The following is a 25,292-nucleotide window of genomic DNA, read 5'->3' on the forward strand; positions in this document are numbered from 1 at the left end:
TCCTTTCAGTCCCGGGCCATTTCGGCATCGGCCGGATAGATCATCCGCTCGGGCGGATTCGCGCTGCGCTTGGCGAGCGGGTAGTAGATGGCCGCGGTCACCACAATGCCGACGATCCACGAGATGTCCGCGCCGCCGAGCAGGTCGGTGATCGGCCCGGTGTAGAGCTTGGTCGCCAGGAACGGGATCTGCACGACCACGCCGACGATGTAGCAGCCCAGCGCCGTCGCATTCCAGGCCCCGTAGCGCCCGGAAGGATTGTAGAGCGCCGGAATGTCGATCCGTTCACGCGAAATCAGGTAGTAGTCGATCAAATTGATCGCGCTCCACGGCGTGAACACCATGAGCAACGCCAGCACGAAGTTCTTGAAGTTGTTGAGGAAGTCGGCGCTGGCGGCGAGCGCGATGAGCGTCGACGCGGTGGTGAAGCCCAGAATGTAGAGGGTGCGCGCGGTGGTGGAGATGCGCGATCTGGCGTCGAACGCCGTGACCGTGGTCAGCATGGACATGAATCCGCCGTAGGCATTGAGCACATTGACGGTCAGCTTCCCGAGCACGATCACCAGATAGATGAGAACCGCGATGGCCGCCGGGCCGGCGAGATCGCCGATGAAGCCGACCTGATTCTTCATGAACGCCTTGCCCGCCACCGCCGCGATGAGCGCCCCGAAGGTCATCGACCACTGCGAGCCGATCACCGTGCCCGCGAAGGTGGACCAGAAGGTGGCCCGATCACTGGTCGACCGCGGCAGATACCGCGAGTAATCGGCCACATACGGCCCGAATGTCAACTGCCAGCTCGCGCCCAACGCGACGGCGAACAGGAAGGTGGCCGTCTCGAACCCCTGCACTCCGATGTGCGCGGCCACGTCGTACTCGCCGAACAGCCGTATCGCCAGATACGTGAAGCCGATGATCCCCACCACGGTGGCGATCCGCCCGACAAGGTGGATCAGCTTGTACCCGGTGACCGCGATGAACGCGGTCAGCAATCCGAAGATCACCATCCCCAGCTGCGCGCTGTCGATGTGCAGCACCTTGGCGATCGCCTGCCCCGCCAGCACCGTTCCGGTGGCCGCGAATCCGAGATACATGAGGATCGCCAGCAGCAGCGGCACCACCGCACCCCGCACCCCGAACTGGGCGCGACTGGAGATCATCTGCGGCAGACCCAGTTTCGGCCCCTGCGCGGAGTGCAGCGCCATGACCGCCCCGCCCGCCAGATTGCCGATGAGCAAGCCGATGATGGCCCACAGCGCATCCGCCCCGAAGATCACCGCCAGCGCGCCGTCGACGATGGCGGTGATCTGCATATTCGCCCCGAACCACAGCGTGAACTGACTGCGCGGGCTGCCGTGGCGTTCGGCGTCGGGAATGACATCGATGGTGTGGCGTTCGGGGGTGAGAACTACCTCGGCGGGACCGTCGTGCGTCATGGTCTCGGCCTTCTTTCTACTGGCGACAGGGTGGATCAGTGCTGCTCGGACATGGGGATTCGGACGCCGCGGGTGCGGGCGGTCTCCCGGGCGTGCTCGTAGCCGGCGTCGGCGTGCCGGATGACGCCCATGCCCGGATCATTGGTGAGCACGGCCTCGATCTTGCGGGCCGCCAGCTCGGTGCCATCGGCGATGCACACCTGACCGGCGTGAATGGACCGGCCCATGCCGACCCCGCCGCCGTGGTGAATGGACACCCAGGAGGCGCCGGATGCGGTGTTCACCAGTGCATTCAGCAACGGCCAGTCGGCAATGGCGTCGGAACCGTCCCGCATGGCCTCGGTTTCGCGATACGGCGAGGCCACCGAACCGGAGTCGAGGTGATCGCGGCCGATGGCGACGGGCGCGGAAAGCTCACCGCTGGCGACCATGTCATTGAACTTCAGCCCGGCGCGATGCCGTTCGCCGTAGCCGAGCCAGCAGATGCGCGCGGGCAGCCCCTCGAAGGCGACCTTCTCCCCCGCCATGGTGATCCACCGCTTCAAATGCTCGTTCTCCGGGAACAATTCGAGAATGGCGCGATCGGTGGCGGCGATATCGGCCGGATCACCGGACAGCGCGGCCCAGCGGAACGGCCCCAGCCCTTCCTCGAACAGCGGGCGAATGTAGGCGGGCACGAAGCCGGGGAAGTCGAAGGCGCGGTCGAAACCGCCCTTGCGCGCCTCGTCGCGAATGCTGTTGCCGTAGTCGAAGACTTCCGCGCCGCGATCGAGAAAACCCACCATGGCGGCGACGTGCGCGGCCATGGACCGCTGCGCCTGCTGGGTGAACCACACCGGATCCTGCTCCGCCAGGCTCTTCATCTCCGCGAACTCGACGCCGATCGGCAGGTAGGCGAGCGGGTCGTGCGCGGAGGTCTGATCGGTGACGATATCGATCGGCGCCGCACGCTCGAGCAGCAGCGGAAACACTTCCGCCGCATTGCCTTCCACGCCGATGGACAGCGGCCGCCGCTCGTCCCGCGCCGCGACCGCCAATTCGAGGGCATGCTCGATGCTGTCGGCCTTCACATCCAGATACTTGTGCGCGATCCGCCGATCGATCCGCGTCACATCGCAATCGACACAGAGGGCGACGCCCTCGTTCATGGTGACCGCCAGCGGCTGCGCACCGCCCATGCCGCCGAGACCCGCGGTGAGCGTGATGGTTCCGGCGAGCGTCCCGCCGAATCGCTTGCGCGCCACCGCCCCGAACGTCTCATAGGTGCCCTGCAGAATCCCCTGCGTGCCGATATAGATCCACGACCCGGCCGTCATCTGCCCGTACATGGTCAGCCCGAGCTCCTCGAGCCGCCGGAACTCCTCCCAATTCGCCCAGTCCCCCACCAGATTCGAATTGGCGATGAGCACCCGCGGCGCCCACTCGCTGGTCCGGAAGACGCCGACCGGCTTGCCCGACTGCACCAGCATGGTCTCGTCGTCGCGCAGCGTCTTCAGCGTCGCGACCATGGCGTCGAAGGCCGCCCAGCTGCGCGCCGCCCGCCCGGTGCCGCCGTACACGACCAGGCTGTCCGGATGCTCGGCCACCTCGGGATCGAGGTTGTTCATGAGCATGCGCAGCGCGCCCTCCTGCTGCCAGCCCAGGGTGGTGAGCTCGGCGCCGCGGGGTGCGCGCACGGTACGTGCCGGATGGCCGGGGGACGTGATCTCCATTGCAAGTCCTGACTCGATGTGTGCTGGATCGCATTCCCCCTCAGTTGTATAGTCCTGTCTATACAACTGTCAATAGCCGGTCATCCGGGCCGGTAGGCTGCGGGATCGAGCGTTTCGGACGGACGAGGAGCAGGGGACGAGGATGGCAGCGGTGGACGGCGACACGGAGCTCGCCGCACTTTTCGCACAGGCGGGCGGGAGCTCCGCGCCGGCCTACGAGCGGATCAAGAACCTCGTCGCGGCGCAGATCCGGTCCGGCCGCTGGGAGGAAGGCGATCAACTGCCCTCCGAGCACCAGTTCGTGGCCGCGCTGGGGTTGTCGCGCATGACGATCAATCGCGCGCTGCGGGAGCTGACCGCCGAGGGCGTCATCGTTCGCAAGATGGGCGTCGGCAGTTTCGTCGCCGCCACCAAGAAATCCTCACCGCTGTTCGAGGTGCGCAATATCGCCGATGAGATCCAGCAGCGCGGGCACCGCCACCGCACCGAGGTGGTGCTGGTGCGCGCCGAGACCATCGACTCCACGCACACGTTCCTGCGGGATTCCATCGGCAGCAGGGGTTTTCATTCGATCCTGGTGCATTTCGAGGACGACACCCCCATTCAGGTCGAGGACCGCTATGTGAATCCGGCCGAGGCGCCGGGCTATCTCGACCAGGACTTCACCGCCACCACCCCCAATGACTACCTGAGCCGGGTCGCGCCGCTGGTGCGCGGCGAGCATGTGGTGGAGGCCGTGCTCGGCTCTCCGGAGGAGTGCCGGCTGCTGCGGATCGACCCGGCCGAACCGTGCCTGCTCATCCGCCGCCGCACCTGGTCCGAGCACGGGCTGGTGAGCGTGGCGCGGCTGGTGCATCCCGGGTCGCGCAACCGGCTCGAAGGCGTCTTCGGTCGTTAACCGAACTACAGTTCGCGCGGCGCTTCGCGTTTCCGAAAACGGGAATACCGTGGAGTATGCGTACTTTTGTGCATCTGGCGCTGTTCGCGAGCGCCATTGCCATGGCAGTAGGGGCGTTCGGGCCGCTGGTCGGGGCGGTCGAGGGCAGGAATATCGCATTCGAGGATCTGCGCGACGGCTTCCCGGCCGGGCAGACGCTGGAGCAGGTCGACGGGCAGTCCGGGTCCTTCGTGACCTCGGTGACCGTGGCCTTGCTGATCATCGCGGCCGTGGTGCTGCTGGCGGCGCTGTTCGGGTCGCGGGTGCTGGGCTGGCTGGGCGTGCTGGCCGGCGTGGTCGTGCTCGGCGTGCTGGCCTGGCGGCTGGACGAGAGCTTCGGGCTCTTCGACAACTACCGGGATCTGCTCGGCGATACCTGGGGTCTGTATGCGTTCGGCGGCGGGCTCATTGTCGCGCTGCTGGCGTTGCTGGTGCCCCGGGAGCGGGCCGCCGCCCGCACTCCGCTCCCGGCCCGGTCGTAGCGCTCAGCTCGCGGCCTTCTTGGCGGCCGGTACCCGGGCCGCCCCCTTGGCGCGCTCGAAGACCATCGACGCGTCGGTGACCTTGCCGTAGCGCAGTTTCGGCAGATCGCGCAGGTAATTCATATGCAGCTTCCAGGGTGCGCGATCACCCTGCTTGGGGAGGATGTCGAGCGCGCGCAGCACATAGCCGGGTTCGAAGTTCAGGAACGGCGCGGGACCCACCGAGGGATCGCGGACCGGCGTGGCCTTCGCATAGCCCTTGGCGTCCATGTGGCGCAGCAGCCGGACCACGTACTCGCACACCAGATCCGCCTTCAGGGTCCAGGAGGCGTTGGTGTAGCCGATGATGAAGGCGAAGTTGGGGACATCGGAGAGCATCATCGCCTTGTAGGCCATGGCTTTCGGCAGTTCGATCGCGCGGCCGTCGACGGTGAGGTCGAGACCGCCGAACACGCGCAGGTTCAAACCCGTTGCGGTGATGATGATGTCGGCCTCGAGATCGCGGCCGGAGGACAGACGCAGGCCGGTTTCGGTGAAGGTGTCGATGGTGTCGGTGACCATCTCCAGTTTGCCGTGGCGGATGGCGCGGAAGAAATCACCATTGGGGGCCAGGCACATCCGCTGATCCCACGGCTTGTAGCGCGGGTTGAAATGGGTGTCGATGTCGTAGCCGGCGGGCAGCCAGCGCTGCTGCAAGCCGTGGATCCAGGCTCGCATGCGCTTCGGATAGCGTTGTGAGAGTTGATACATGGCGGTGGCGAGCAGCACGTTCTTGGCGCGCGCCAGACCGTAGGCGGTGCGGGCGGGCAGCAGGCGGCGGACGCGGTCGGCGAAGCCGTCGCGTTCGGGCATGGAGATGATGTAGGAGGGGGATCGCTGCAGCAGGACCACGTGCGCGCCCTGCTCGGTCAGCGCGGGGCCGAGGGTGACCGCGGTGGCGCCGGAGCCGATCATGATCACGCGCTTGCCCGCGACGTCCAGGCCCTGCGCCGGCCAGTGCTGGGGATGCACGATCGGGCCCGGAAAGCGGTCCATACCTGCGAAATCCGGGGTATAGCCTTCGTCGTAGCGGTAGTAGCCCGAGCAGCTGAACAAGAAATTCGCGGTAATGGTCACCGTATCGCCGGCATGGTCGGCGGTCACCGTCCATCGATTGTCCGCGGAGGACCAGTCGGCGCGCAGCACCTTGTGCCGGTAGCGGATGTGCTTGTCGATCCCGTTCTCCACGGCGGTATCGCGCACATAGTCCAGAATCGAGTCCCCGTCGGCAATGGCCTTGTCCCCCAGCCACGGCCGGAACCGGTAGCCGAGGGTGAACATATCCGAATCGGAGCGAATTCCGGGATAGCGGAACAGGTCCCAGGTGCCGCCCAGCGAATCGCGCATCTCCAGCATCGCGTAGGTCCGCCACGGAAAGGCCCGTTGCAGGTGATAGGCGGCGTCCACACCCGATAATCCGGCCCCGACGATGAGCACATCGACGTGCTCGGGCGTGCTGCTCATCGAAACCCCTCGATTCGCATGTTTCCGGCGCTCGCGGCCGGGGTGCCCTGCGCACCCGACCCCAGGGTATCCAGCGCGGCGCCCCGATAGGGGTGAAGAGCGCTACGAACGCGAGAAGAATTCGCCGATGAGACCGGCCACCCGTTCGGGGGCATTCTTGTCGATGCCGAAATGGTCGAGACCCGGAACGGTGGTGCGCTCACAATGCGGGATGACGGCCGCTAAAGCGGTGTGATCGGCGTCGGTTTCCGGGCGGCGGTCCTTGTCGCCGTCCATGAGCAGGACCTCCGCGGTGATCTCCTGATAGTGCGGATAGGTATCGTTCAGGCGCGCGATCTCGCGGTGTTCGCGCAGGTTGGCGCCGAGTTGGGCGATGACCATTTCCTTTTCGGGGGCCTTCATGAACAGCGGCAGCGCGCGGCGGAACATCCAGCGCGGGATCTTGCGCATGCCCTCCGGGCCCATATCGCGGACGAATTCGACGAAGGCGTCGAAGGGTTTGTTCTGATTCAGGTATTTCTCGTACGGATCCATCCAGCCGGTGGGCATGGTCCCGGCGACGGAGACGCCCGGCTCGTAGAGGGCGAGCTTGCGGCAGGACGGATTGGCGCGGGCGAATTCCAGGGCGACCAGACCGCCGTAGCTGTGACCGACCAGGAAGGCCGCGCCGGTTTTGTCCTGTAGCGCCTTCACATCGGCGATGTCGTCGGCAATGGTGTAGTCCGCGCCCTGCGGGCCGCTGTCACCGCGTCCGCGCCGTTCCATGGTGTGCACCGTGAACGCCGTGCCCAGCGCGTGGGCGAACCGCGCGAACCCGGAGGCCAGCGACAGCGCACCGGGCACAATGATCACCGCCGGGCCATGGCCGGTGGTCAGGTACGCGATTCGCGTACCGTCCGCTGAAATGACGCTGTCGGCCACCTGCTCGGCCCGCGGCTCCGATTCCGCCATGACATCCCCTCCGACCATCGGCCGCCGACCTGCTGAAGGGGCCGCGGCTGCAACGGTTTCCGAGCTTTCAGCCTACGCCCGGCCGGTCCGCCGCGGTCGCGGTCGCGGGAATGTCGCGGCGCGCCCGCACCGCATGTCGCCTCACTCCGGGGTCGACTGCCCGCGTGTCCGCGTGGGTGCAACCGCGACCGGGCGCCCTCGCGGGAGGCTAGGCGCGCAGGCCGCTGGCTCGGAGCACGCGGCGGGAGATCGCGGCGCGGATGGAATCCTCCGTGCCCAGGACGCGCACATGCTTTCGGGCGCGCGTGATGGCCGTGTACAGCAATTCGCGGGTGAGCAGCGTGGATTCCGGGCCGGGCAGCACGACCGACACGGTGTCGTACTGGCTGCCCTGGCTGCGGTGAATCGTCATGGCGTAGACCGTGGTCACGCCCGGGAACTGGGTCGGATGCACCAGATACGGTTCGGTGCCGCGCTGCAGGGCGGCGCGCAGGGTGCCGTCGGGGGCGCGCACGATCACGCCGGTATCGCCGTTGTAGATCCTGGCCTCGTGATCATTGGCCGTGACCAGCAGCGGCTGGCCCGGATACCAGTGCCCGGGACCGGGATCGGCGCTGATGCCCGCGGCCGCGGCCCAGCCCGCGGCCATGCGATCCCAGCGCTCGACGCCATAGGGGCCCTGGCGGTGCGCGCACAGCAGGCGATGCGATTCGAGGGCGGTCAGCGCGGCGGTGGCGTCCCCGGCGAGGGCGGCGTCGGTGGCCGCCCGCGACGCCCGCAGCACATCCTCGCGCACCGCGGTGAGGTCCTCCGGCGTGTGCAGCGACAGTTCCGTGCCGCCCGCCGCCAGCAGCTCGAGCGCGGCGTCCGCGTCCCCGGCGCGAACGGCGACGGCGAGATCGGCGATCCGGCCGCCGAACCGCCGCCCGCGCGTGAGGCGCACGATGCCGCCCCGCAGCCGGTCCCGCTCCCGCGCGGACAGTCCGTCGGGATGTGTTGCGGCCCCGCGCAGTTCGCTGCCCAGGATGGTGGCCAGCGCCGGATTGGCTTTGCCCAGTACCGGTCCGGCGACGAGGTCGGCGAGCACCGCGCCCGCATCCACCGAGGCCAGCTGATCCGGGTCGCCGACCAGCACCAGCCGCGCATCGGGTCGCACCGCGGGCAGCAGGCGGCTCATCATGGTCAGCGACACCATGGAGGTTTCGTCGACCACGATCACGTCGTAGGGCAGCCGGTTGAATTCGTTGTGCCGGAAGCGGCTCGCGCCGCCGCGCTGCCAGCCGAGCAAGCGGTGCAACGTGGCGGCGGTGAGTTCGGGCAGGCCGATGCCACCCGCTTGCTCACGCACCGACTCTTGCAGGCGCGCAGCGGCTTTACCGGTGGGAGCGGCGAGCGCGATGCGCAGCGCGGGTGCACCGGGGATCGCCTCCTGATGCGCCACGAGCAATGCCAGGACGCGGGCGATGGTGTGCGTCTTGCCCGTACCCGGCCCACCGGCGATGACGGTCGTCCACTCGGTGGCGGCCAGCGCGGCGGCCAAGCGCTGCCGGTCCAGCGGCTCGCCCGGTGCGGGCTGGTCCGGGAACAGCCGATCCAGTTCGCGCCGAACCAATTCCGCGTCGACCATGGGGTGGGTGCCCGAACGCTCGGTGAGCACGCGCCGAATGGTCTCCTCTTGCCGGTAATACCGGTCCAGGTAAAGCAGCGGCCCCGCCCCGCCGGGCGGATCGATCAACCGCAACGGCCGCAACGGCCCCGCCGGGCTCCCGCACACCAGCGGGCTCACGCGCAGGGCCGCGATCACCGCCTCCACATCCGGCCACGGCAGCGTCGCCGGATCGATCGTGGACTCCTCGGTGCCCTCGGCGTCCACGCCGATCTCGTGCATGCGCCGCACCTCCAGGCACACCGACCCGGACCGCACCGCACGCACCGCCAGCGCCGTGGCGAACAGCACCAGCCCGGACTCCTCCCGCCCGAGCCGCCCCAACCGCAGCGCCACATGCAGATCCGCGGCCGACAACACCCCCGCCTCATTGAAGGTTCGCAACGGCCCGGTTCCCCGCTGCGCCAACTGAATCGCCGTCATCGCCCCGCTCCTCGCGCGGTCCCGGCACCGGGTACGCGGCACCGCACCGCAAACGACCGGGGCGCGTGGTCAGAGGGTCCCCCCGTCATTCCGGGACCTCTGGTTGCTCGCCCGGAGCTCTCGAGCGACCGCCGAATTCCGGCGGCGGCGCGAAGCGCCCTCGACAAGCGGGTGCCAGCCATCGCCCGGGCGGCGCGGCCATGGCCCCCGACGGCGCGAATGTGGCCGATCCTGGGCGTCATCGGATCACCTCGATCTCACCGGCGAGCAGGGCGGACAGTTCCTCGACGAGGGCGGCGGGCGGGTTCCAGTCGAAGACGCCGCAGCCGTCCGGGGTGTCGGGACCGATCATGCCGCGGACGAACAGGTAGCGGATGCCGCCGAGGTGGCGGGCCGGGTCGTAGCCGGGCAGGCGCCAGCGCAGGTAGCGGTGCAGGGCAACGGAATACAGGATGGCCTGCAGGGGGTAGTGGGAGCGCATCATCTCGGCGGCCATGCGGTCGCGGGTGTAGTGGGCGACGGTGAGGTCACCCTGGGCGAGGCGGTTGGTCTTGTAGTCGACGACGTAGAAGCGGGGGCCGTCGGTGCGCAGGACGGCATCGATGCTGCCGGTGAGGTAGCCGCGCAGCGGGGTGTCGTCGAGGTGGGCTATCTGGTCGGCGTAGGGGGCCAGGATGTCGTCGGGTGGCAGGTGGCGCCGCAGCAGGCCGGCGATATCGGGGACGGTGACGCGGGTGGCGGTGGGGTCGTCGCCACCGGTCAGGGGGAGTTCGAAATCCATTTCGCTGAGCCGGTCGCGCGCGGAAATGTCTGCCAGGCAACCGAATCCGATGGGGGTGTGCATGACGGCGAGCAGCGCATCGGCGAGGACCTCCGGGTCGGCGTCGAAGAGCTGTTCGGCGACGGCGTGCTGGCAGCGGGCGCGGAGTTCGGCGGCCAGGTCGGGGGCGTCGGTGTCGATGTATTCCAGGATCTCGTGCACGAGGGTGCCGAATTCCGCGCCGTAGGGCAGCGTGTTCATGAGCGACGGCGCGGCGGCGGGGACGTCGAGTTCGTCGGAGAGCACCGAGGGTGTAGCGGGTTCGTCGTCGACGCCGCCGCCGTCGGGCGCGTCCCCGGCGGGCATGGCGTCGTGCGCGCCCGCGGTGAGCGCCGAATACGAGGTGCGCCGCCAGTTCTGGTCGAGGTGGCGGTCGAAGTGCGCGGCCTCCAGGGTCTCGGCGGCGCCGCCGGTCTCGGCGCGCGGCAGCCGGGCGCGGGTGGCGCGTTCCACCGGCTCGATGGTGATGATGCCGGGTTCGGCCGTCGAGGCCGCCCATTCCGAGAAGCGCTCCAGCACAACCGAGTCCGCGGGCACCGGCGCTTTGTCGGCCACCACGGGGCTGCCCGGTTCGCGGCCGAGGATCATGCGGTGCAGGGGCGCGGTCTGGGTGTCGTAGGCGGGCGCCCACCAGGCCACCACTTGAGCACCCGCGCGGGTGAGCGCGACGTAGAGCAGGCGCAATTCCTCGGCGGCCTCCTCGGCCTCGGCCCGCAGGCGCCGGGAGTTGTAGCCCACCGCGTCCGGGCCGCCGACATCCAGGACGCGGCGGCCCTGATCGTCGTGGAACAGCAGCGTCGACGGGTTGCGCATCTTGGCCGCGTCCCACGCGAACGGCAGGTACACGATGGGGAATTCGAGCCCCTTGCTGGCGTGCACGGTGGCGATCTGCACCGCTGCGGCATCGCGGTCCAGGCGGCGGCTGCGATCGGCGACGCTGCCGGAGGCGGGATCGCGGACGCGGTCGGCCAGCCAGCGGGTGAGCGCGGACAGGCCCAAACCCTCCCGCAGGGCGGCTTCGTCGAGCAGCTGCGCGATCTGGCGGAGGTCGGTGAGCTGCCGCTCGCCGCCTTCCAGGCCGAGCAGGCGCGGCGCGAGTTTCGTTTCGGCGCTCATCTTCTCGAAGACGGCGGCGAATCCGGCACGGGCGAACAGCCGGGCGGACTCGCGCAGTTCGGCGCTGAGCCGGCCCACCAGATCCGCTCCGCCGGCGTCGATGTCGACCGCGCTCAGCCCGAGCAGGGCGGTGCCCGCCGCGAGCCGCACCCGGTCGGCGCGGTGCGGCTGTTCGAGAGCGTGCAGCACCCACAGCCATTCCGCCGCGGCGGTGGTGCCGAAAACGCTTGCCCCACCGGCGAGCACCGAGGCCACGCCCGCGGTCTCGAGCTCCTTGCGCACCAGGTCGAGCTGATTGCGATTGCGCACCAGGACGGCGATATCGCCCGGCCCGACCGGCCGTTCCTTCGGCGTCCCGGCGTCGATGCGGGTGCCGGATTCCAGCAGCCGCACGATATCGGCCGCCACATCGATGGCGATACGCTCGCGCTGCTTGCCGACGGTCGGATACCCGGACCGGTTCAATGCTCCGGCCCCCGTGCGCGGAAAACACCGCAGCCGGAACGGAACCACCGCCTCCGGCTCCCCCGCCAGTCGCGAGAACGGCCGGGTCGCCGAGATCTTGTGCACGGTGATCTCCTTGTGCCCCAGGGCCGCACCGCCGTGCAGGTGTTCCAGCGCCGCCAGCAGCCCCGCATCGCTGCGCCAGTTGGTGGTCAGCTCCTTGCGCGCGTCCGCGTGCGCGACCGCGTCGAGATAGCTGAGCACCTCCGCGCCCCGGAAGGCGTAGATGGCCTGCTTCGGATCGCCGACCAGGACGAGCGTCGCATGCCCGTGGAAGGCGCGCCGCAAGATATCCCACTGCAGCGGGTCGGTGTCCTGGAACTCGTCCACCAGCGCCACCCGGTACCGATCCCGGATCCGCTGACAGGCCCGCGGCCCGTGCTCGCCATCGGCCAGCACCTCGTGCAGCAGCACCAGCAGGTCGTCGAAATCACGCAGCCCCGCAAGCCTTTTCCGCCGCGCCGTCTCCACCCGCGCAGCCTGCGCGAACGCCACCCGTTCCCCCGCCGGATCGTCGTCACCCTCCCCTTCGGGAACCAGCACCGCATGCCCGTCTCCCACCGCCGCCGCGGCCAGTCGCTGCGCATCCGCCGGCCCGAACGGTGCGTTCCCGCGCGCATACCGGCTCAGATACAGGTCATCGGCGACGGTCGACACCACATCCTCGATGCCCTCGACCAACCGGACCCCCGGATCCTGCTCGCCCGCCAATCCCAGCTCATCCAGCATCCGCTGGCAGAAACTGTGCGTGGTGGCAATGGTCCCCGCATCGAAATCCGACAGCGCCGCCAGCAGCCGCTCCCGCCGCGCCGCCACCTCACTGGGCCCCGCCGCCGCCAAATGCTTGACGAGGTCATCCCCCTCGGCCCGCGCCCGCTCCGGATCCGCCAGCGCCGCGGCCACTCCCACGAACCGATCCCGGGTCCGCTCCCGCAACTCCTGCGTCGCGGCCCGGCTGAACGTCACCAGCAGCAGCTCGGAGATATCCACCCCGGCCTCGGCCACGAACCGCACCGCCAGCCCCACGATGGCGTAGGTCTTCCCCGTCCCCGCACTGGCCTCCAGCACAGTGGTCCCCACCGGCAGCGGCCCGGTCAACTCGAACCGATCCCCCGAGTCCCCGTGCACCGCGACCACACTCACTCCTCCCGAAGGCGACTCCGCCCCGGTTCGCACACCCGTGCCCCAAAGCCCTTCCCCCGCACCGATTTCCTCGTCGAGTCCGAGCGCCTCGCCACTTTCGGCAGAATCACCGGCTGCGCCGCCGGGTTCCGGCGCCGCATCCCTCTGCACAGCCGATCGCGGTTCCTCCTCCGCCCGTGCGCCCGCCAACGGTCCGCCAGCGCCCGGAACCGCCTCGACCTCGAACAGCTCACCGCTCATCCCCGCACCGGCCGTGGATGATTCGGCCAGGCTCGCCTCCGAGCGCACCTCTGCGCCGGTCTCCGATTCCGCTTCCGCCGCAATGGTTGCCGACGCCGCCACTGCGGGTGCCGCTGTCGAGCTCATCGGCCCGTCCGCCGCATCCGATGCCGCGGCTCCGGGACTGCCATCCGCACCCTCGATAGCCGCTCCGGCGCGGACTGCACGCCTGACCGGCGCCGCCCCGATCCGCTCCGAATCGCCTGTGCTGTGGGAAAACTCATCAACCACGCGACCGGTCTCCCGATCCGCACCGGCTCCTTCCTTCCCGGCGGCGGGATCTGCCGCACACGCGTCGGCGCGGGCCGAACCATCGCGGCCGGAATCGGTACCGTCCGCGGGCGCGGCGGCGGCCGTCCCGAACAGGTCGTCGGTTTCCCCGGCCGCGGCGGGGCGGCGGCGGGACCGGTCGCCCGCGTTCGGTTCGGCGCCGCGGCGGGCGCGGGTGGGCGCGGGCGCCGGGGCGAGGTCGGCGAGGGAGAAGAGGTCGTCGGTCATCCGTGCCTTCCGTTTTCGGGGCCGGGGGTCATGGCTGGCTCTGATTCTCGTTGGTGAGCAACGGAATCCAGAGGCGACGCGCCAGCTCTCCGAAGCGGGTGGGTTCGATCGCGCCTTCCTGGGACGGGCCGGTCAGCTGGTGGAAACGCGGGGCCGGGCCGAGGATGTGGCGGAGGTAGCGGTCGGTGTTGTCACCGTACTTCCCCGCGAATTCCTCTTCGGCCGACTGCAGGGCGTCCTCCGGAGGCGCGCCGCCGGCGCGGCGTTCGGCGTAGACGGCCGTGGCGGCGGGAGTGATGGGGAGCGGTTCGGTCAGCCCCTCGTCGCGCAGGGCCACCAGATCGCGCAACAGGGCGCGGGCGGTGGCGCAGTCGGGTGCGGTGAGCGTGGATTGCCAGGCGGGGCGGGAGCCCTTGCCGCGGCCGATGGTGATGGCGCGCCAGGATTGGTGCCCGGCGGTGGCGGCGAGGGCGAGCAGGCGGACCCACGCGGCCATGCGGTGCTTGGGGGCCAGGCGGGAGAAGGTGGTGCGCAACAGGGCGTCGTCGTGGACGTCGGGCACGGTCCCGGTGAGGCGGCGGCCGTCGCCGAGGTCGACGGCGATATCGATGGTGCGGGAGGGGATCTCGTGCAGCGGCTGGGCCACGCGCACGAGGCGGTCCACGGTGGATTCGACATCGTCGAGAACGGCGGCGCCCAGGCCGAACGGCGGCAGGGTGCCGCGCCGCCATTCGGCGGCGCGCAGCGCATTGGGGTCGACGCCGGTGAGGCGGGCGGACAGCATGCGTTCGCCCATATTCCATTTGGTGAGGCCGTCGAGTTCGATGGGCAGGCGGTCGGCGATCTCCTCCTCGTCCTCGGGAACGCGAATACCCAAGCGCTGCCACAGGAATGCGCGCACCGGATGTTCGGCGAAGGAGATCACATCGGCCAGTTCCACGTCGCCGCGTTCGGCGCCGGGCAAGGGCGCAGCCAGGAAGGGCGGGCGCGGCGCGGGCGGCCGACCGGCGGCCAGGGCTCCGGCGAGGGCGACGGTGTCGAAGCTGAAGGGCTTGCCGGGCTGGAAGTTACGGCGATCGAAGGGCTGCAGCGGATGCCGGGTCACCACCTCGCCCATGGCGTCGGCGCCGACGTGGGCGCGCACCGTGTCGAGGACTTCCGCCAGCGGTATGGCGGGCGGGCGGTGGGCGCCGCTCACCGGGTCGGATCCGGTGTGCAGCAATACGAGTCGCTCCCCCGCCGCCATGATGGCATCGAGGAGCAGCTGACGGTCCTCGCTGCGCGGGTCGCGGTCACCGGGGCAGCGGTGCCGGGCCAGCACGTCGTCGCCGTCCACGCCGCCGGTGCGCGGGAAGATCTCGTCGTCGAGGCCCAGCAGCACCACCACGCGATGCGGCACCGACCGCATGGGCACCATGGTGCACACCGTCAGCTCGCCGGTGCGGAAGTTGGCGCGCGAGGGCCGCCCGGCCAGCCGCGCCGCCAGCAGCGCGGCAATATCGGTGAGCCGCAAGGGAATCTCGCCCGCGTGCTCGGTCGCCGCGGCCAGCTCGCGCCGCGCCTGCACGCCCATCCAGCCCTGGGTGAGCGGCACATCGGTGAGCAGGTCCAGGGCCCGCCCGAGCACGCTCGCCCATTCGGTGGCCGGCCGCGCGGTCCCGGCCGGTTCGGCCAGCGAGGTGCCGCGCAGATCCCGCAGGCACACCGCGAGCCGGTCGATGAATTCCGCGAAGCGCCCGGCCAGGTCGATGTCATTGGAGTCCACGTCGTCGAGCGGCAGCACGAGATCCAGCCAGTCCTCGGTGGATTCGCCCGCGGCCACGCCCAGCAGGATCCGGTCGACGGCGGCATTGAGCGTGTTCTGCGCGAAATCGCCCAGCCCGAACGCCTGTCGCTGGCGCTGCCCGATCCCCCAGCGCGCACCGGTCTCCGCGGCCCATTCGCGTAGCCGCTCGATATCGTCCTCGTCGAACCCGCAGCGCAGCCGAACCGGTTCCGCCGCAGCCAGATCCAGCACCTCGGTGGCGGTGACCCGGCCGTCGGCGAGCTCCAGCAGAGTGCCGATCACATCGAGCAGCGGGTTCACCGCCCGTTGCGCGCGATCGGCGAGCCGCACCCGCAGCCCGTGCGCGGGATGACCCGGCGCGGCCCCGTCCAGGGACCACTGGCCGAACGCGGCGCGCACCAGCGGCGCGTAGCTCTCGACGTCCGGGCACATGACGATCACGTCGCGCGGCTCCAAGGTCGGGTCGGCGCCGAACAATCCGAGCAGCGCATCCCGCAGCACCTCGACCTGCCGCGCCGGCCCGTGACAGGAGTGCACGCTGATGGTCCCGTCGGCCAGGGCGGCTTCCGGCATGAGCGACCAGCGGTCCTGCCGGATGGCGGCCTGCAGCTCGCTCAGCAGGGTGCGCGGTCCGAGCTGCTCCGGCATCGGATGGTAGGTGTCGATGTGGTCGTAGCCCGACAGCCGCTCCTGCAGCTCGCGCACATCGCGCCCGAGCGCCGCCAGCAGCGGATGCCGCACCCGCACACCGGAATTCGGGATAACCTCGGCATCGGCCAGCTTGGTCCACAGCGCGGGGCTGGGATGCACCAGCCACAGGTGCACCTGCCGCCCGGCCGACAGCGCCGACAACACCTCCAACTGGTCGGTCGTCAATCGCGTCACGCCGAACAGCGACAACCGCTCCGGCAGCCCCACCACGCCCGGTTCGGCCCGCAGTCGCGCACACGCCGCTTCCAGCCGCTCGGCCGGGCTCGGCACGCCCACCGCATCCCGCAGCCGCCGCCACAACCGCGGCTGCCACAACAGATCCGCGGGCAAGGCGTTCCCCGCGCCATCGGTATCCGAGCCGCCCGCCCAGTCCGTGATCAGGGCCGGGCGCTGTGTGCCATAGCTCGCGAACAGTTCCGCGATTCGCGCCGCCGTCGCATACCGCCGCCCCACCCGGTACGCGCCCGGATCCCCGTGTCCCAGATGCCGCGCCGGCACCGCCGCCCACGGCTCGCCCAGCACCGAGTCCAGCACCGGCAGCAGCGTCCACACCAATCGCTCGGGCGCCCAGGGATCTTCCTCCGGAGCCATACCGGTCGCCTCGGCCAGCACGGCCGCCACCAGCCCCGCCGGATCCGCGAAGTCGATATTGGCCGACACCCCGTCGGCCCCCGCACCGCTGCCGAGCACCGCCGACAGCCGCTGATTCAGCCACCGCTCGATCCCCTTGGCCGGAACCGCGACCACTTCGGGGGTGAAGGGATCACCGAGCGGATCGGCGAGCAGCTCGGCCAGCGCGTCGGCGAGCGTGTCCGCACGCTCGGCCCGGTGAATGTGCACGAGCTGTGTTTATACAGTCGGCGAACGACATGCAAACACCAAGCGCCGCGGCTCGCCGGGTGACACCCGACACACGCCGAAGATTAGCTAGGGCGCGTCACGCCGAAATTCGCATGTGGTATGCGACAGTGCCTTTCGGGGAGGTCGGCAAGTCGCTAGGAAAGGCTGGTAGAAGTCGATGTCTGCGTCGGTGATTCCCATGGTCCCGAGACGCGGGTTCACGGTTCGCCGGGTCGGGGACCGCTGGGAGCTGGTCAACTCGCGCTACTACGGCCGCACCGTCGTCCTGCAGTCGTGGCCCAAGGATCGGCACACCGAGGCGTTCGAGCACTGCTATCGCCTCAACGGCCGCACCATCGAGGAACTACGGGCGGCCTTCCGCTGATCGGTCCGGCCGGCGGCACGGCGCGGCGGCGCGCGGCGAAACCCACTGGGACAGCGGCGTTTCAGTAGCACACCCGGCGAACTACCTCAAGACGTGCATAGCGGACGTTGTCATGTCTATTGTGGTGCACCGTGCGTTCTCCGATGGCCCGGCGCTCCCGTGTGGCCGCCTCCGCTTGCGTCCTAGCCGCTGCTCTGCTGCCGGCGGCCCCGGCGTTACTTCCTGTCGCCGGCGCGTCGCCGGTCATGACGCAGGGGTGTCAACCCGGCTTCGACTGCGATATGAGCAATCGCATCGCCAAGGTCGACAGCTACCTGAGCACCCGCCCCGGCGTCACCGGATACGTGGTGCGCGACCGGGTCACCGGCGGCATCTACCGGAATGGCAACGCGGACACCATGTTCTGGACCGCCTCCACCATCAAGCTGGCGATCGCGGAGGATCTGCTGAACCGCGCCCGCATCGGCGCCATCACCCTGGACCCGGGCGATCGCGCGCTGATGGAGTCCATGCTGGCAACCTCCAATGACAATGCCGCCGACATTCTGTGGAACAAGTACGCCGGCATCGACCGCATGGCCTTCCAGAACGCCTTCCGCGCCAATGGCATGAGCGGCCTGGTCCCGCTGCCCCCGGTCACCGCCCCCGAGCAGATCAAACTGTTCCCGGACTGGGGTTTCCAGCAGTGCAGCCCCGCGGACCTGGACCGGTTGATGGACAACATCCTCACCCGCATGCACCCCGACGACCGCGCCTACCTGGTCGATCGCATGCGCCAGGTCGACACCAACCAGCACTGGGGCGTGTGGGGCGCGGGCGCGGCCATGCAGCCCGGCCTGAAGAACGGCTGGTCCGCCGAACAGGGCGGCTGGGTCGTCAACTCGGTCGGCTTCGCCGGCCCGGGCGAGCGCTACACCCTCGCCATCATGAGCGATCAGGGCCCCGGCGGCGGCTACGCCGAGGGCGCGGAGACCACCACGCACGTCGCGCAACTGCTCCTCCAAGGCCGCTGAGCCCGGCTCGGGCGAAGTCGCCGAGCCCGTTCGGGCACAGTCGCCGACCCCGGTTCGAACGAAATGGCGCACCCCTCGGGGTGCGCCATTTCGCCCTGAAAGACCGTCCATATTGTATTTTCGAGGTGGTTCGCTTGGTCGGTTTCGGGTTTTGGTCCTGATTGGTCCTCGCACCTCACGTCCTACTACCCTGGGGCGTGAAGTGTCGTAGTTTCACCGTCTGGCCTAGGAGCAGGGAAGAACTAGATGAACGCCGATAATTCCGTTGAGCAGCGCCACCGCGTGGTGGTGATCGGGTCCGGGTTCGGTGGACTGTTCGCCTGCAAGCATCTGCGCAAGGCCGACGTCGACATCACCCTGATCTCCAAGACCTCCACCCACCTCTTCCAGCCGCTGCTGTACCAGGTCGCGACCGGCATTCTGTCCGTCGGCGAGATCGCCCCCTCCACCCGCATCGTGCTGCGCAAGCAGAAGAACGTGCGCGTGATCATGGGCGATGTGCACGATATCGACGTCGAGGGCGGGACCGTCACCTCGCGGCTGCTGGACGCGGACACCGTCACGCCGTTCGACAGCCTCATCGTGGCCACCGGCGCGCAGCAGTCGTACTTCGGCAACGACCACTTCGCCACCTACGCGCCGGGCATGAAGACCATCGACGACGCGCTCGAGCTGCGCGCCCGCATCCTGGGCTCCTTCGAGGAGGCCGAGCTGGCCAAGTCGCAGGAGGTCCGGGACCGGTTCATGACCTTCGTGGTGGTCGGCGCGGGCCCCACCGGCGTCGAATTGGCCGGGCAGATCGCCGAACTCGCCGACCGCACCCTCGACGGCGCGTTCCGCAATATCGACACCCGCGACGCGCGCGTCATCCTGGTCGAGGGCGCCGGCGCGGTGCTCGCGCCCATGGGTCCCAAGCTGGGCGGCAAGGCGCACAAGCGGCTCGAGAAGATGGGCGTGGAGATCCAGCTCAACGCCATGGTCACCAATGTCGACGCGCGCGGGGTGACCATCAAGGACAAGGACGGCTCCGAGCGCCGCATCGAATCCGCGTGCAAGGTGTGGTCGGCCGGCGTGCAGGCCAGCGAGCTGGGCAAGCTGCTCGCGGAACGGTCCAAGGGCACCGAGGTGGACCGGGCCGGGCGCGTGGTGGTCGAACCGGACCTGACCATCAAGGGATACCCGAACGTCTTCGTGGTCGGCGACCTCATGTCCGTGCCGGGCGTGCCCGGACAGGCGCAGGGCGCCATCCAGGGCGGCACCTATGCGGCGCGCACCATCAAGGCGGAGCTGGACGGGGCGCACAAGCCCGAGGACCGCAAGCCGTTCAAATACTTCGACAAGGGCTCCATGGCCACCGTGTCGCGGTTCAACGCGGTCTGCCAGGTCGGCAAGCTGGAGTTCAGCGGGTTCATCGCCTGGCTGGCGTGGCTGGCGCTGCACCTGTGGTACCTGGTCGGCTTCCGCAGCCGGTTCGTCACCGTGCTCGAATGGTTCGTATCCTTCCTGGGCCGGCACCGCGGGCAGATGGCCGCCACCGAGCAGTGGGTGTTCGCGCGCCTCGCCCTGGAAGCGCTCGACGATCCACAGGAAGCGCTCGAGCTCCACAAGCAGATCGGCGGCGAAACCCCTACGGGGAACGGCAAACCCGTGGCGAATACACCGACCGGTCCTCAAGCTGGACCCCGTACCGCCTGATCCCACCGTCATAGGGCGCTTGACCCGACCAATCCGGCACACCGGCCGGATCCGAATGTTCCGCATCCATGAACATTCGTTAGAAAGGTCACCCATGGGCAAACGCCAACCGGTTGATCAGGTTTCACCCCGTCGCCGGCGAATGGGCTCACTCGCCATCGCGGGGGCATTGCCACTGGCAGCCGTATTATCCACCGCCGGAACGGCATCCGCGGAACCGGTGGTCACCGAGGGTGCGCAACCCGCCGTCGTCCTCGACTCGCCGATGGGGCCGCTGACGGTTCCGGTGCCGCCGGCCGTGGCGGAAGGGGTGCGGACCTATCTCGACACCGTGCCCGTCGCGGCGTATACCGAAGCCGCCGTGGACGCCGAGCCCGCAGCGCTCGGCGAGGCCCCGGCCGCCGAGGTGGCGCCCGTCGTGCGGGTGGATCGCAACTCCTCGACCGGAGTGCGCGATATTCCGAACGGCCCCCTCGCGCCGGTGGACGTGCAGGAACTGCGCATGCCGGATCCGGCCGACGCGCGGGTCGTCGCGCCCATCGCCGCGCCGGAGGGCAAGCTGCGCTTCGGCGACACCCAGGTCGATATCCCGCCGTGGCTCACCCCTGAGCAGGCCGCTCAGGTCAATGCCCTCGCCGCCGGGACCGAGGCCGAGCTGGCGAGCACCCTCGACGCGGCCGGATTCGAGCCGAGCCGCTCGGATCGGATCGCGGCGCAGACCGTCGGCACGGCCGCGGTCGGCGCGGCCGTGGGCGTGGGCGTGGCCGCGCCCGTGGAGGCCTTCGCGGTCGTCATGGGCGGGTTCGTGGGCGCCATGGCGGGCACGCCGTTCGCACCGGCCGGCTGGGTCTTCGGACCGGCGGTGGGCGCGACCGCGGCCTTCACCCTGGTCGCGGTGCCGGCGGCGACCGTGGGCGCCGGCATCGGCGCGGCGGTCGGCGCGGCGAATGGATTCCTGGCTCCGGCAACCGAACCGGCGCCCGTCGCCGATGCGGTAACCGAGGTTGACGCGGTCCTCGAGACCGTCGAGGCAGCAACGATCGAGTGATTGCCGATTTGTCGGGGCCGGAATCCTCCAACTGGGGTTCCGGCCCCGTTTCCATGTTCGGCCGTCCGAAGAGCTAATTCTGGGCTATGCCAATGTTTTCCGATAGTCCGATTCGCCACCAATCCACCTGACCGACGGGTCCGAATGTCGGGCGTCGATGTTCCCCGGACAGAAAGGTCGTGCATGGCCGCAGGTAAACACCGAGCCCTCAACCCGCATCGCAACAAGGTCGGCAACGTGGTGGCGGCGGGCGCGGTTCCGCTAGTCATGGCGATCGTCGGAACCGGCGCCGCCAACGCTGCACCCGCGCAGCCGAATCCGGTGACCGCGCACGACGACGCGCCCCAGTGGCCCGCCGCCGACGCACCCAATGTGATGCCGTACGAGGGCCTCAATATTCCGGACGAAACGCGCAGCTCCATCCAGTGGTCGCGTCCGGCTCCGGACAAGCGTTACCTGGCGCCGGTCGGTGTGCTGCATCCGCCCGTCCCGGTCCCCGCGGTCCCGCCCATCGCCCCGCCGCCCGGCATGTTCCGCTTCGGCGATGTGCAGGTCCCCGCACCCGACTGGATGGACAAGGAGCAGTCCATCCAGATCAATGACAATGCCGCCATGGTCGAGGCGAATCTCGCCACCTTCCTCGATTCCATCGGCATGGAGCGCAGCCGCTCCGACCGCATCGCCGGACAGACTGTCGGCACCGCGGCCGTGGGCGCCCTGGCCGGAGCCGCCACCGCGGCCCCGTTCGCGCTCACCTCCGCCACCGTCGGCGGGGCCCTCGGCCTCGTGGTCGGTGCGGGCTTCTTCCCGGTCGGCCTCGTCGCCGGTCCCGCCCTGGGGGCCGCCGCCGGTGCCGCCGTCATCACCGTGCCCGCGGCTGTGGCCGGTGCCGCAGTGGGCGCGGCCGTCGGTGCGGTGAACGCGTTCAACGCACCACCGCGCGTCGTCGGCGACTGATTGCCGTTCGGCGACAAGCTATTTGCCGCAGATACGTGATTCGGCGGGAACCGGGGGGTGAGAGTCCGGTTCCCGCCGCGTCGCGAAAGTTCCTGCCACACAGTCGATTGGAGTGCCTCGCATGTTCCGGTTCCCCGGCCACCGCATCACCGCCGACTGGCTGTTCGCGCTGCTGAACCTGAATTCCCTGGCCAGTGGGCTGCACCCCTGACGCCGGCGAACCGGCGCCGGTAGAACGCTCCGCTAGACGGTCAGCCGGGATGCCGTGCGGGTGAACAGGGTTCCGCCCACCGCCAGCGGCAGCAGGGCCGCATCCATGCCGCCGGTTTCCACCGTGCGGGAATCCGGATAGGTGAGCACGCTCTCCAAAGCCCGCGGCCCCGACAGCGAATCATCGGTGACCGCATCCGCGCCGAGTTCCAGGCGATGCCGCAGCAGCGGCAGCCGACCGACATCCGCGCTCAGCTCACCGCTCCAATACCCGTGCTCCTCCCCCGTGCGCCCGATCTGCACGCGCTCCCGAAGCCGCAGCCGCGCACCCTCTTCCAGCGCGACCGTGGTCACCGTCTCGTGCTCGGCCCCGCCGGCCACCACCGTCGGCTCCGGATCGAACTCCAGCTCCCCGCCCGCCGCGACCTCGAACCGCCAGTGCGCCACCGACGTCCGCGTCACCCGTCCCGGCAGCGCGATCGTGGCCGCCACGGACCGCACCGTCAACCGCGCCCCGGCCTCCACCACGACCGCGATATCCAGCACATCCCCGCCCAGCGGCGTCGCCGCCGTCCCGATCATGTGCACCGTGTCGGGCCCGGTGCGCCGCGCCGCGAGCCCGCCCACCGCGTGAATCCGCGGCAGCGTTCCGGCGGCGGCGACGATCCGCAGTTCAGTGCGCACGCGTCACCACCGCACCGGCCCCGCCACGCCCCGGCGCGTCAGTGCGAATGCGCGACACCCGCCGCCGCATCCTGCTCCGCCGCCACCCGCAACTGCTCCCGCACCCACTCCAGCACCGGAGTAGCCGCCGGATCCTCGGTCAGCGAGGTGAACACGAACGGCCGCCCCTCCCGCACCTTCGTCGAATCCCGGTCCATCACACCCAGATCCGCCCCCACCATCGGCGCCAGGTCGGTCTTGTTGATCACCAGCAGATCCGACCAGGTAACGCCCGGCCCGCCCTTGCGCGGCACCTTGTCGCCACCGGCGACATCCACCACGAAGATCTGCACATCGATCAGCCCCGACGAGAACGTGGCGGTGAGGTTGTCCCCACCGGACTCCACCAGAATCAGATCCAGCGGCGGATTCGCCTCGATCAGGTCATCGATGGCGTCGAGGTTCGCCGTAATGTCATCCCGAATAGCCGTATGCGGGCACCCGCCCGTCTGCACCGCGGTAATCCGCTCATCCGGCAACACCGCATGCCGCCGCAAGAAATCCGCGTCCTCGGTCGTATAGATGTCATTCGTCAACACGGCCAGCGACAGCTCATCCCGCAGCTCCCGGCACAACGCCGCAACCAGCGCCGTCTTCCCGGACCCAACCGGCCCACCGATCCCAACCCGCAACGGCTCCCCCGCCGTCCGCTCCCGCTTGGGCCGGTCATGGCTGTGATCGTGCGGTTCTCCATCGATGAAATGAGGTGGCATGAGTGATGTACTCCTTTCCGCCTCTCATCCTGGCCGATCCACGTAAACCCAGTGTTACCGGGCTCAGCGTGTGGGAACCGGCGAGATCCACGACGGGACGAAACCGTCCGGCCATTTCGTCTCACTGTCGTAGATGGCCAACGGGCCGGGGAACGTTGAGCACCGATCTACTCGTTCACCGGTGGCATACCCTGTTGGCGGATCACAGCCCTGGATGTCGCCGCCGAAGTAGGCGCCTGTCAGAACGACGCCAGTAAGGTCCGCTCCCCGCAGATCCGCACCACTGAGGTCGGCATTCGTGAGGTCTGCTCCGTCCATCCATGCATTGCGGAGCTTGGCGTAACGCAGCTCCGTGTCTCGCATGTTCGCCCTGAGCATCATCACGTTGGTCAGGTCCGCCCCTGCCAGGTCCGCCGCGAACAGATCGGCCACCGACGCGTGTGCACCGGTAAGACGAGCCCCGACCAACCCGGCACCACTGAGTTTCGCCTGGGCGAGGTAAGCGCCTGTCAGATCGGCACCATCGAGTCGAGCACGCGTCAGGTCGGCGCCGTTGAGCTGAGCATCCGTCAGATCCACACCGGGATACCGTGCCCCGGCGATTTCGAACCTCACATCTGTGCCGGTGCCGTTGGCGTGCCATCCTGCGCCGCCTCCTGCTCCAGTTCCCCGCACCCCGAGGTCGGCCTCGAACAACTTGGCGTCCGACAGCTGCGCCGCCCTGAGGTTCGCGCCGCTCAATCTCGCGCGCGTCAGATCGGCACCGTCCAGCAACGCACCGGGCAGTGCGGCCTTCCGTAAATCGGTGCCCGCCAAACAACTACGGGCCAGGTCAACTTCGATTTCCGGTGAGGGCGTGGCCCGCCGCCCGATGATGGTCAGTGCGGTCTGCACCTCGACCGGCGCGCGCGGAACCTCGTAGGGAGGTCCGCCAGCAATGGCCTCCGAACATGCCGGGCTCATCGAAGCCTTCTCCCGCACAAAGGCTCCGATTACTTCGAATACCACCCCGCGCTGACGCTCCAAGCCGCGAGCGAATTCCTCGAGCAGATACAGCCCGCCCATCCGCACGTGCACGTTGTCGTGCCCGAGCTGTTCCACCGCCTTGGTGAACCGCTCCGCAATCTGCCCCTCCTCGGCCAGCCTCTGCTGCTCACTACTAACCCGCACCGACGAACTGGTCAGCACGAGCGCCCCGATTGCCGCCACGGCCGTTGCCAGCGCACCCAATTTCGTCCAGCCATCCCACGTGGACAGCCGGTGTACGAACCGAACCACCAAGCGCCGCTTGGAAATCGGTTGCGGACGCACTCGTAGGTGCGATATTCGGCGTGGTGCGCGGCTAGACGGACGGCGACGCGCACGTGCAGGATCAACCCCCGGACTCATATCGCGATGATTTCATCGAGAACCACTCCGGCGGAAGTCGATTCGCGTTCGCGAGTGCGATATTCGGATGTGCACCCGAGCTCGGTTTCGATACGGTGTGGCCGTCGATCGGGAGGTGACGAGCATGACGCTCACTCGTAAGGGGTCACGGCGGATCACGGTGGATGGGGTTGTCTATCGGTGGAGGGTGCGTGGGAGGCCGACGTATGACCAAGGGAATTGCTGGTCGCCGTGTACGTATGCGGTTGAGCTCGCCGAGGGTGGCGGGGCCGTGCTGGTTGTGAAGACTGATCGGCCGCATCCAAGTAATTGGGCGGGGCGGGCAGCAGAGCCGGTATTGCCGGGGGAAGTT

The 25,292-nt window shown here is 69.2% G+C and carries 17 protein-coding genes; 7 read left to right on the forward strand and 10 right to left on the reverse strand.

Features of this window, described 5'->3' with window-relative positions; all coding sequences use genetic code 11:
- Nucleotides 1-5 precede the first annotated feature (5 nt).
- Together ACYQ5L_RS22620 and hutU are read right to left on the reverse strand one after the other, a co-directional pair.
- Nucleotides 6-1,436: a purine-cytosine permease family protein gene (locus ACYQ5L_RS22620; RefSeq protein ID WP_459959949.1), complete on the reverse strand. Its 1,431-nt coding sequence runs from the start codon at nucleotides 1,434-1,436 to the stop codon at nucleotides 6-8.
- Nucleotides 1,437-1,471: 35 nt separating this feature from the next.
- Complete coding sequence (gene hutU / locus ACYQ5L_RS22625) at nucleotides 1,472-3,148, reverse strand: urocanate hydratase (RefSeq protein WP_459959950.1); 1,677 nt, start codon at nucleotides 3,146-3,148, stop codon at nucleotides 1,472-1,474.
- A 142-nt stretch (nucleotides 3,149-3,290) separates the two neighbouring features.
- Here hutU and hutC point away from each other — a divergent pair, with 142 nt between their 5' ends.
- Both hutC and ACYQ5L_RS22635 read left to right on the forward strand, forming a co-directional pair.
- A complete protein-coding gene (hutC, locus tag ACYQ5L_RS22630; protein ID WP_459959952.1) occupies nucleotides 3,291-4,046 on the forward strand; it encodes a histidine utilization repressor in 756 nt (251 codons plus the stop codon).
- 56 nt (nucleotides 4,047-4,102) lie between these two features.
- A complete protein-coding gene (locus tag ACYQ5L_RS22635) occupies nucleotides 4,103-4,567 on the forward strand; it encodes a hypothetical protein (protein WP_459959953.1) in 465 nt (154 codons plus the stop codon).
- A 3-nt stretch (nucleotides 4,568-4,570) separates the two neighbouring features.
- Here the strand turns inward: ACYQ5L_RS22635 and ACYQ5L_RS22640 are convergent, their stop codons facing one another.
- The 5 genes from ACYQ5L_RS22640 to recC form a co-directional block, all read right to left on the reverse strand.
- Entirely contained in the window at nucleotides 4,571-6,070 is a 1,500-nt protein-coding gene (locus ACYQ5L_RS22640; RefSeq protein ID WP_459959955.1) for a flavin-containing monooxygenase, read from the reverse strand.
- 102 nt (nucleotides 6,071-6,172) lie between these two features.
- Nucleotides 6,173-7,021, reverse strand: a complete 849-nt coding sequence (locus tag ACYQ5L_RS22645; protein WP_459959956.1) for an alpha/beta fold hydrolase — start codon at nucleotides 7,019-7,021, stop codon at nucleotides 6,173-6,175.
- Between the two features lie 208 nt (nucleotides 7,022-7,229).
- A complete protein-coding gene (gene recD, locus ACYQ5L_RS22650; RefSeq protein ID WP_459959958.1) occupies nucleotides 7,230-9,110 on the reverse strand; it encodes an exodeoxyribonuclease V subunit alpha in 1,881 nt (626 codons plus the stop codon).
- 238 nt (nucleotides 9,111-9,348) lie between these two features.
- Nucleotides 9,349-13,470 carry a UvrD-helicase domain-containing protein gene (locus tag ACYQ5L_RS22655; protein WP_459959960.1) on the reverse strand — a complete coding sequence of 1,374 codons (4,122 nt, stop codon included), beginning with the start codon at nucleotides 13,468-13,470 and terminating at the stop codon, nucleotides 9,349-9,351.
- Nucleotides 13,471-13,498: 28 nt separating this feature from the next.
- Nucleotides 13,499-16,807 (reverse strand): exodeoxyribonuclease V subunit gamma, encoded by a 3,309-nt coding sequence (gene recC, locus ACYQ5L_RS22660; protein WP_459959961.1) that lies wholly within the window; start codon nucleotides 16,805-16,807, stop codon nucleotides 13,499-13,501.
- Nucleotides 16,808-17,006: 199 nt separating this feature from the next.
- Here recC and ACYQ5L_RS22665 point away from each other — a divergent pair, with 199 nt between their 5' ends.
- The 5 genes from ACYQ5L_RS22665 (at nucleotide 17,007) to ACYQ5L_RS22685 (ending at nucleotide 21,905) form a co-directional block, all read left to right on the forward strand.
- The gene (locus ACYQ5L_RS22665) at nucleotides 17,007-17,192 is read left to right on the forward strand and encodes a hypothetical protein (protein WP_379194299.1); all 186 of its coding nucleotides are present in this window, start codon (nucleotides 17,007-17,009) and stop codon (nucleotides 17,190-17,192) included.
- Between the two features lie 281 nt (nucleotides 17,193-17,473).
- Entirely contained in the window at nucleotides 17,474-18,205 is a 732-nt protein-coding gene (locus tag ACYQ5L_RS22670; protein WP_459959964.1) for a serine hydrolase, read from the forward strand.
- Nucleotides 18,206-18,451: 246 nt separating this feature from the next.
- The gene (locus tag ACYQ5L_RS22675) at nucleotides 18,452-19,900 is read left to right on the forward strand and encodes an NAD(P)/FAD-dependent oxidoreductase (RefSeq protein WP_459959965.1); all 1,449 of its coding nucleotides are present in this window, start codon (nucleotides 18,452-18,454) and stop codon (nucleotides 19,898-19,900) included.
- Between the two features lie 220 nt (nucleotides 19,901-20,120).
- The gene (locus ACYQ5L_RS22680) at nucleotides 20,121-20,948 is read left to right on the forward strand and encodes a hypothetical protein (RefSeq protein WP_459959967.1); all 828 of its coding nucleotides are present in this window, start codon (nucleotides 20,121-20,123) and stop codon (nucleotides 20,946-20,948) included.
- A gap of 183 nt (nucleotides 20,949-21,131) precedes the next feature.
- Entirely contained in the window at nucleotides 21,132-21,905 is a 774-nt protein-coding gene (locus ACYQ5L_RS22685; protein WP_459959969.1) for a hypothetical protein, read from the forward strand.
- Nucleotides 21,906-22,148: 243 nt separating this feature from the next.
- On the opposite strand, the gene ACYQ5L_RS22690 is transcribed toward ACYQ5L_RS22685, so the two are convergent.
- The 3 genes from ACYQ5L_RS22690 to ACYQ5L_RS22700 form a co-directional block, all read right to left on the reverse strand.
- The gene (locus tag ACYQ5L_RS22690; RefSeq protein WP_459959971.1) at nucleotides 22,149-22,799 is read right to left on the reverse strand and encodes an urease accessory protein UreD; all 651 of its coding nucleotides are present in this window, start codon (nucleotides 22,797-22,799) and stop codon (nucleotides 22,149-22,151) included.
- Between the two features lie 38 nt (nucleotides 22,800-22,837).
- Nucleotides 22,838-23,551, reverse strand: a complete 714-nt coding sequence (gene ureG / locus ACYQ5L_RS22695) for an urease accessory protein UreG (RefSeq protein WP_459959972.1) — start codon at nucleotides 23,549-23,551, stop codon at nucleotides 22,838-22,840.
- Between the two features lie 63 nt (nucleotides 23,552-23,614).
- A complete protein-coding gene (locus ACYQ5L_RS22700) occupies nucleotides 23,615-24,862 on the reverse strand; it encodes a pentapeptide repeat-containing protein (RefSeq protein ID WP_459959974.1) in 1,248 nt (415 codons plus the stop codon).
- Nucleotides 24,863-25,292: the final 430 nt, after the last annotated feature.

This window comes from Nocardia sp. IFM 10818 (assembly GCF_054655275.1).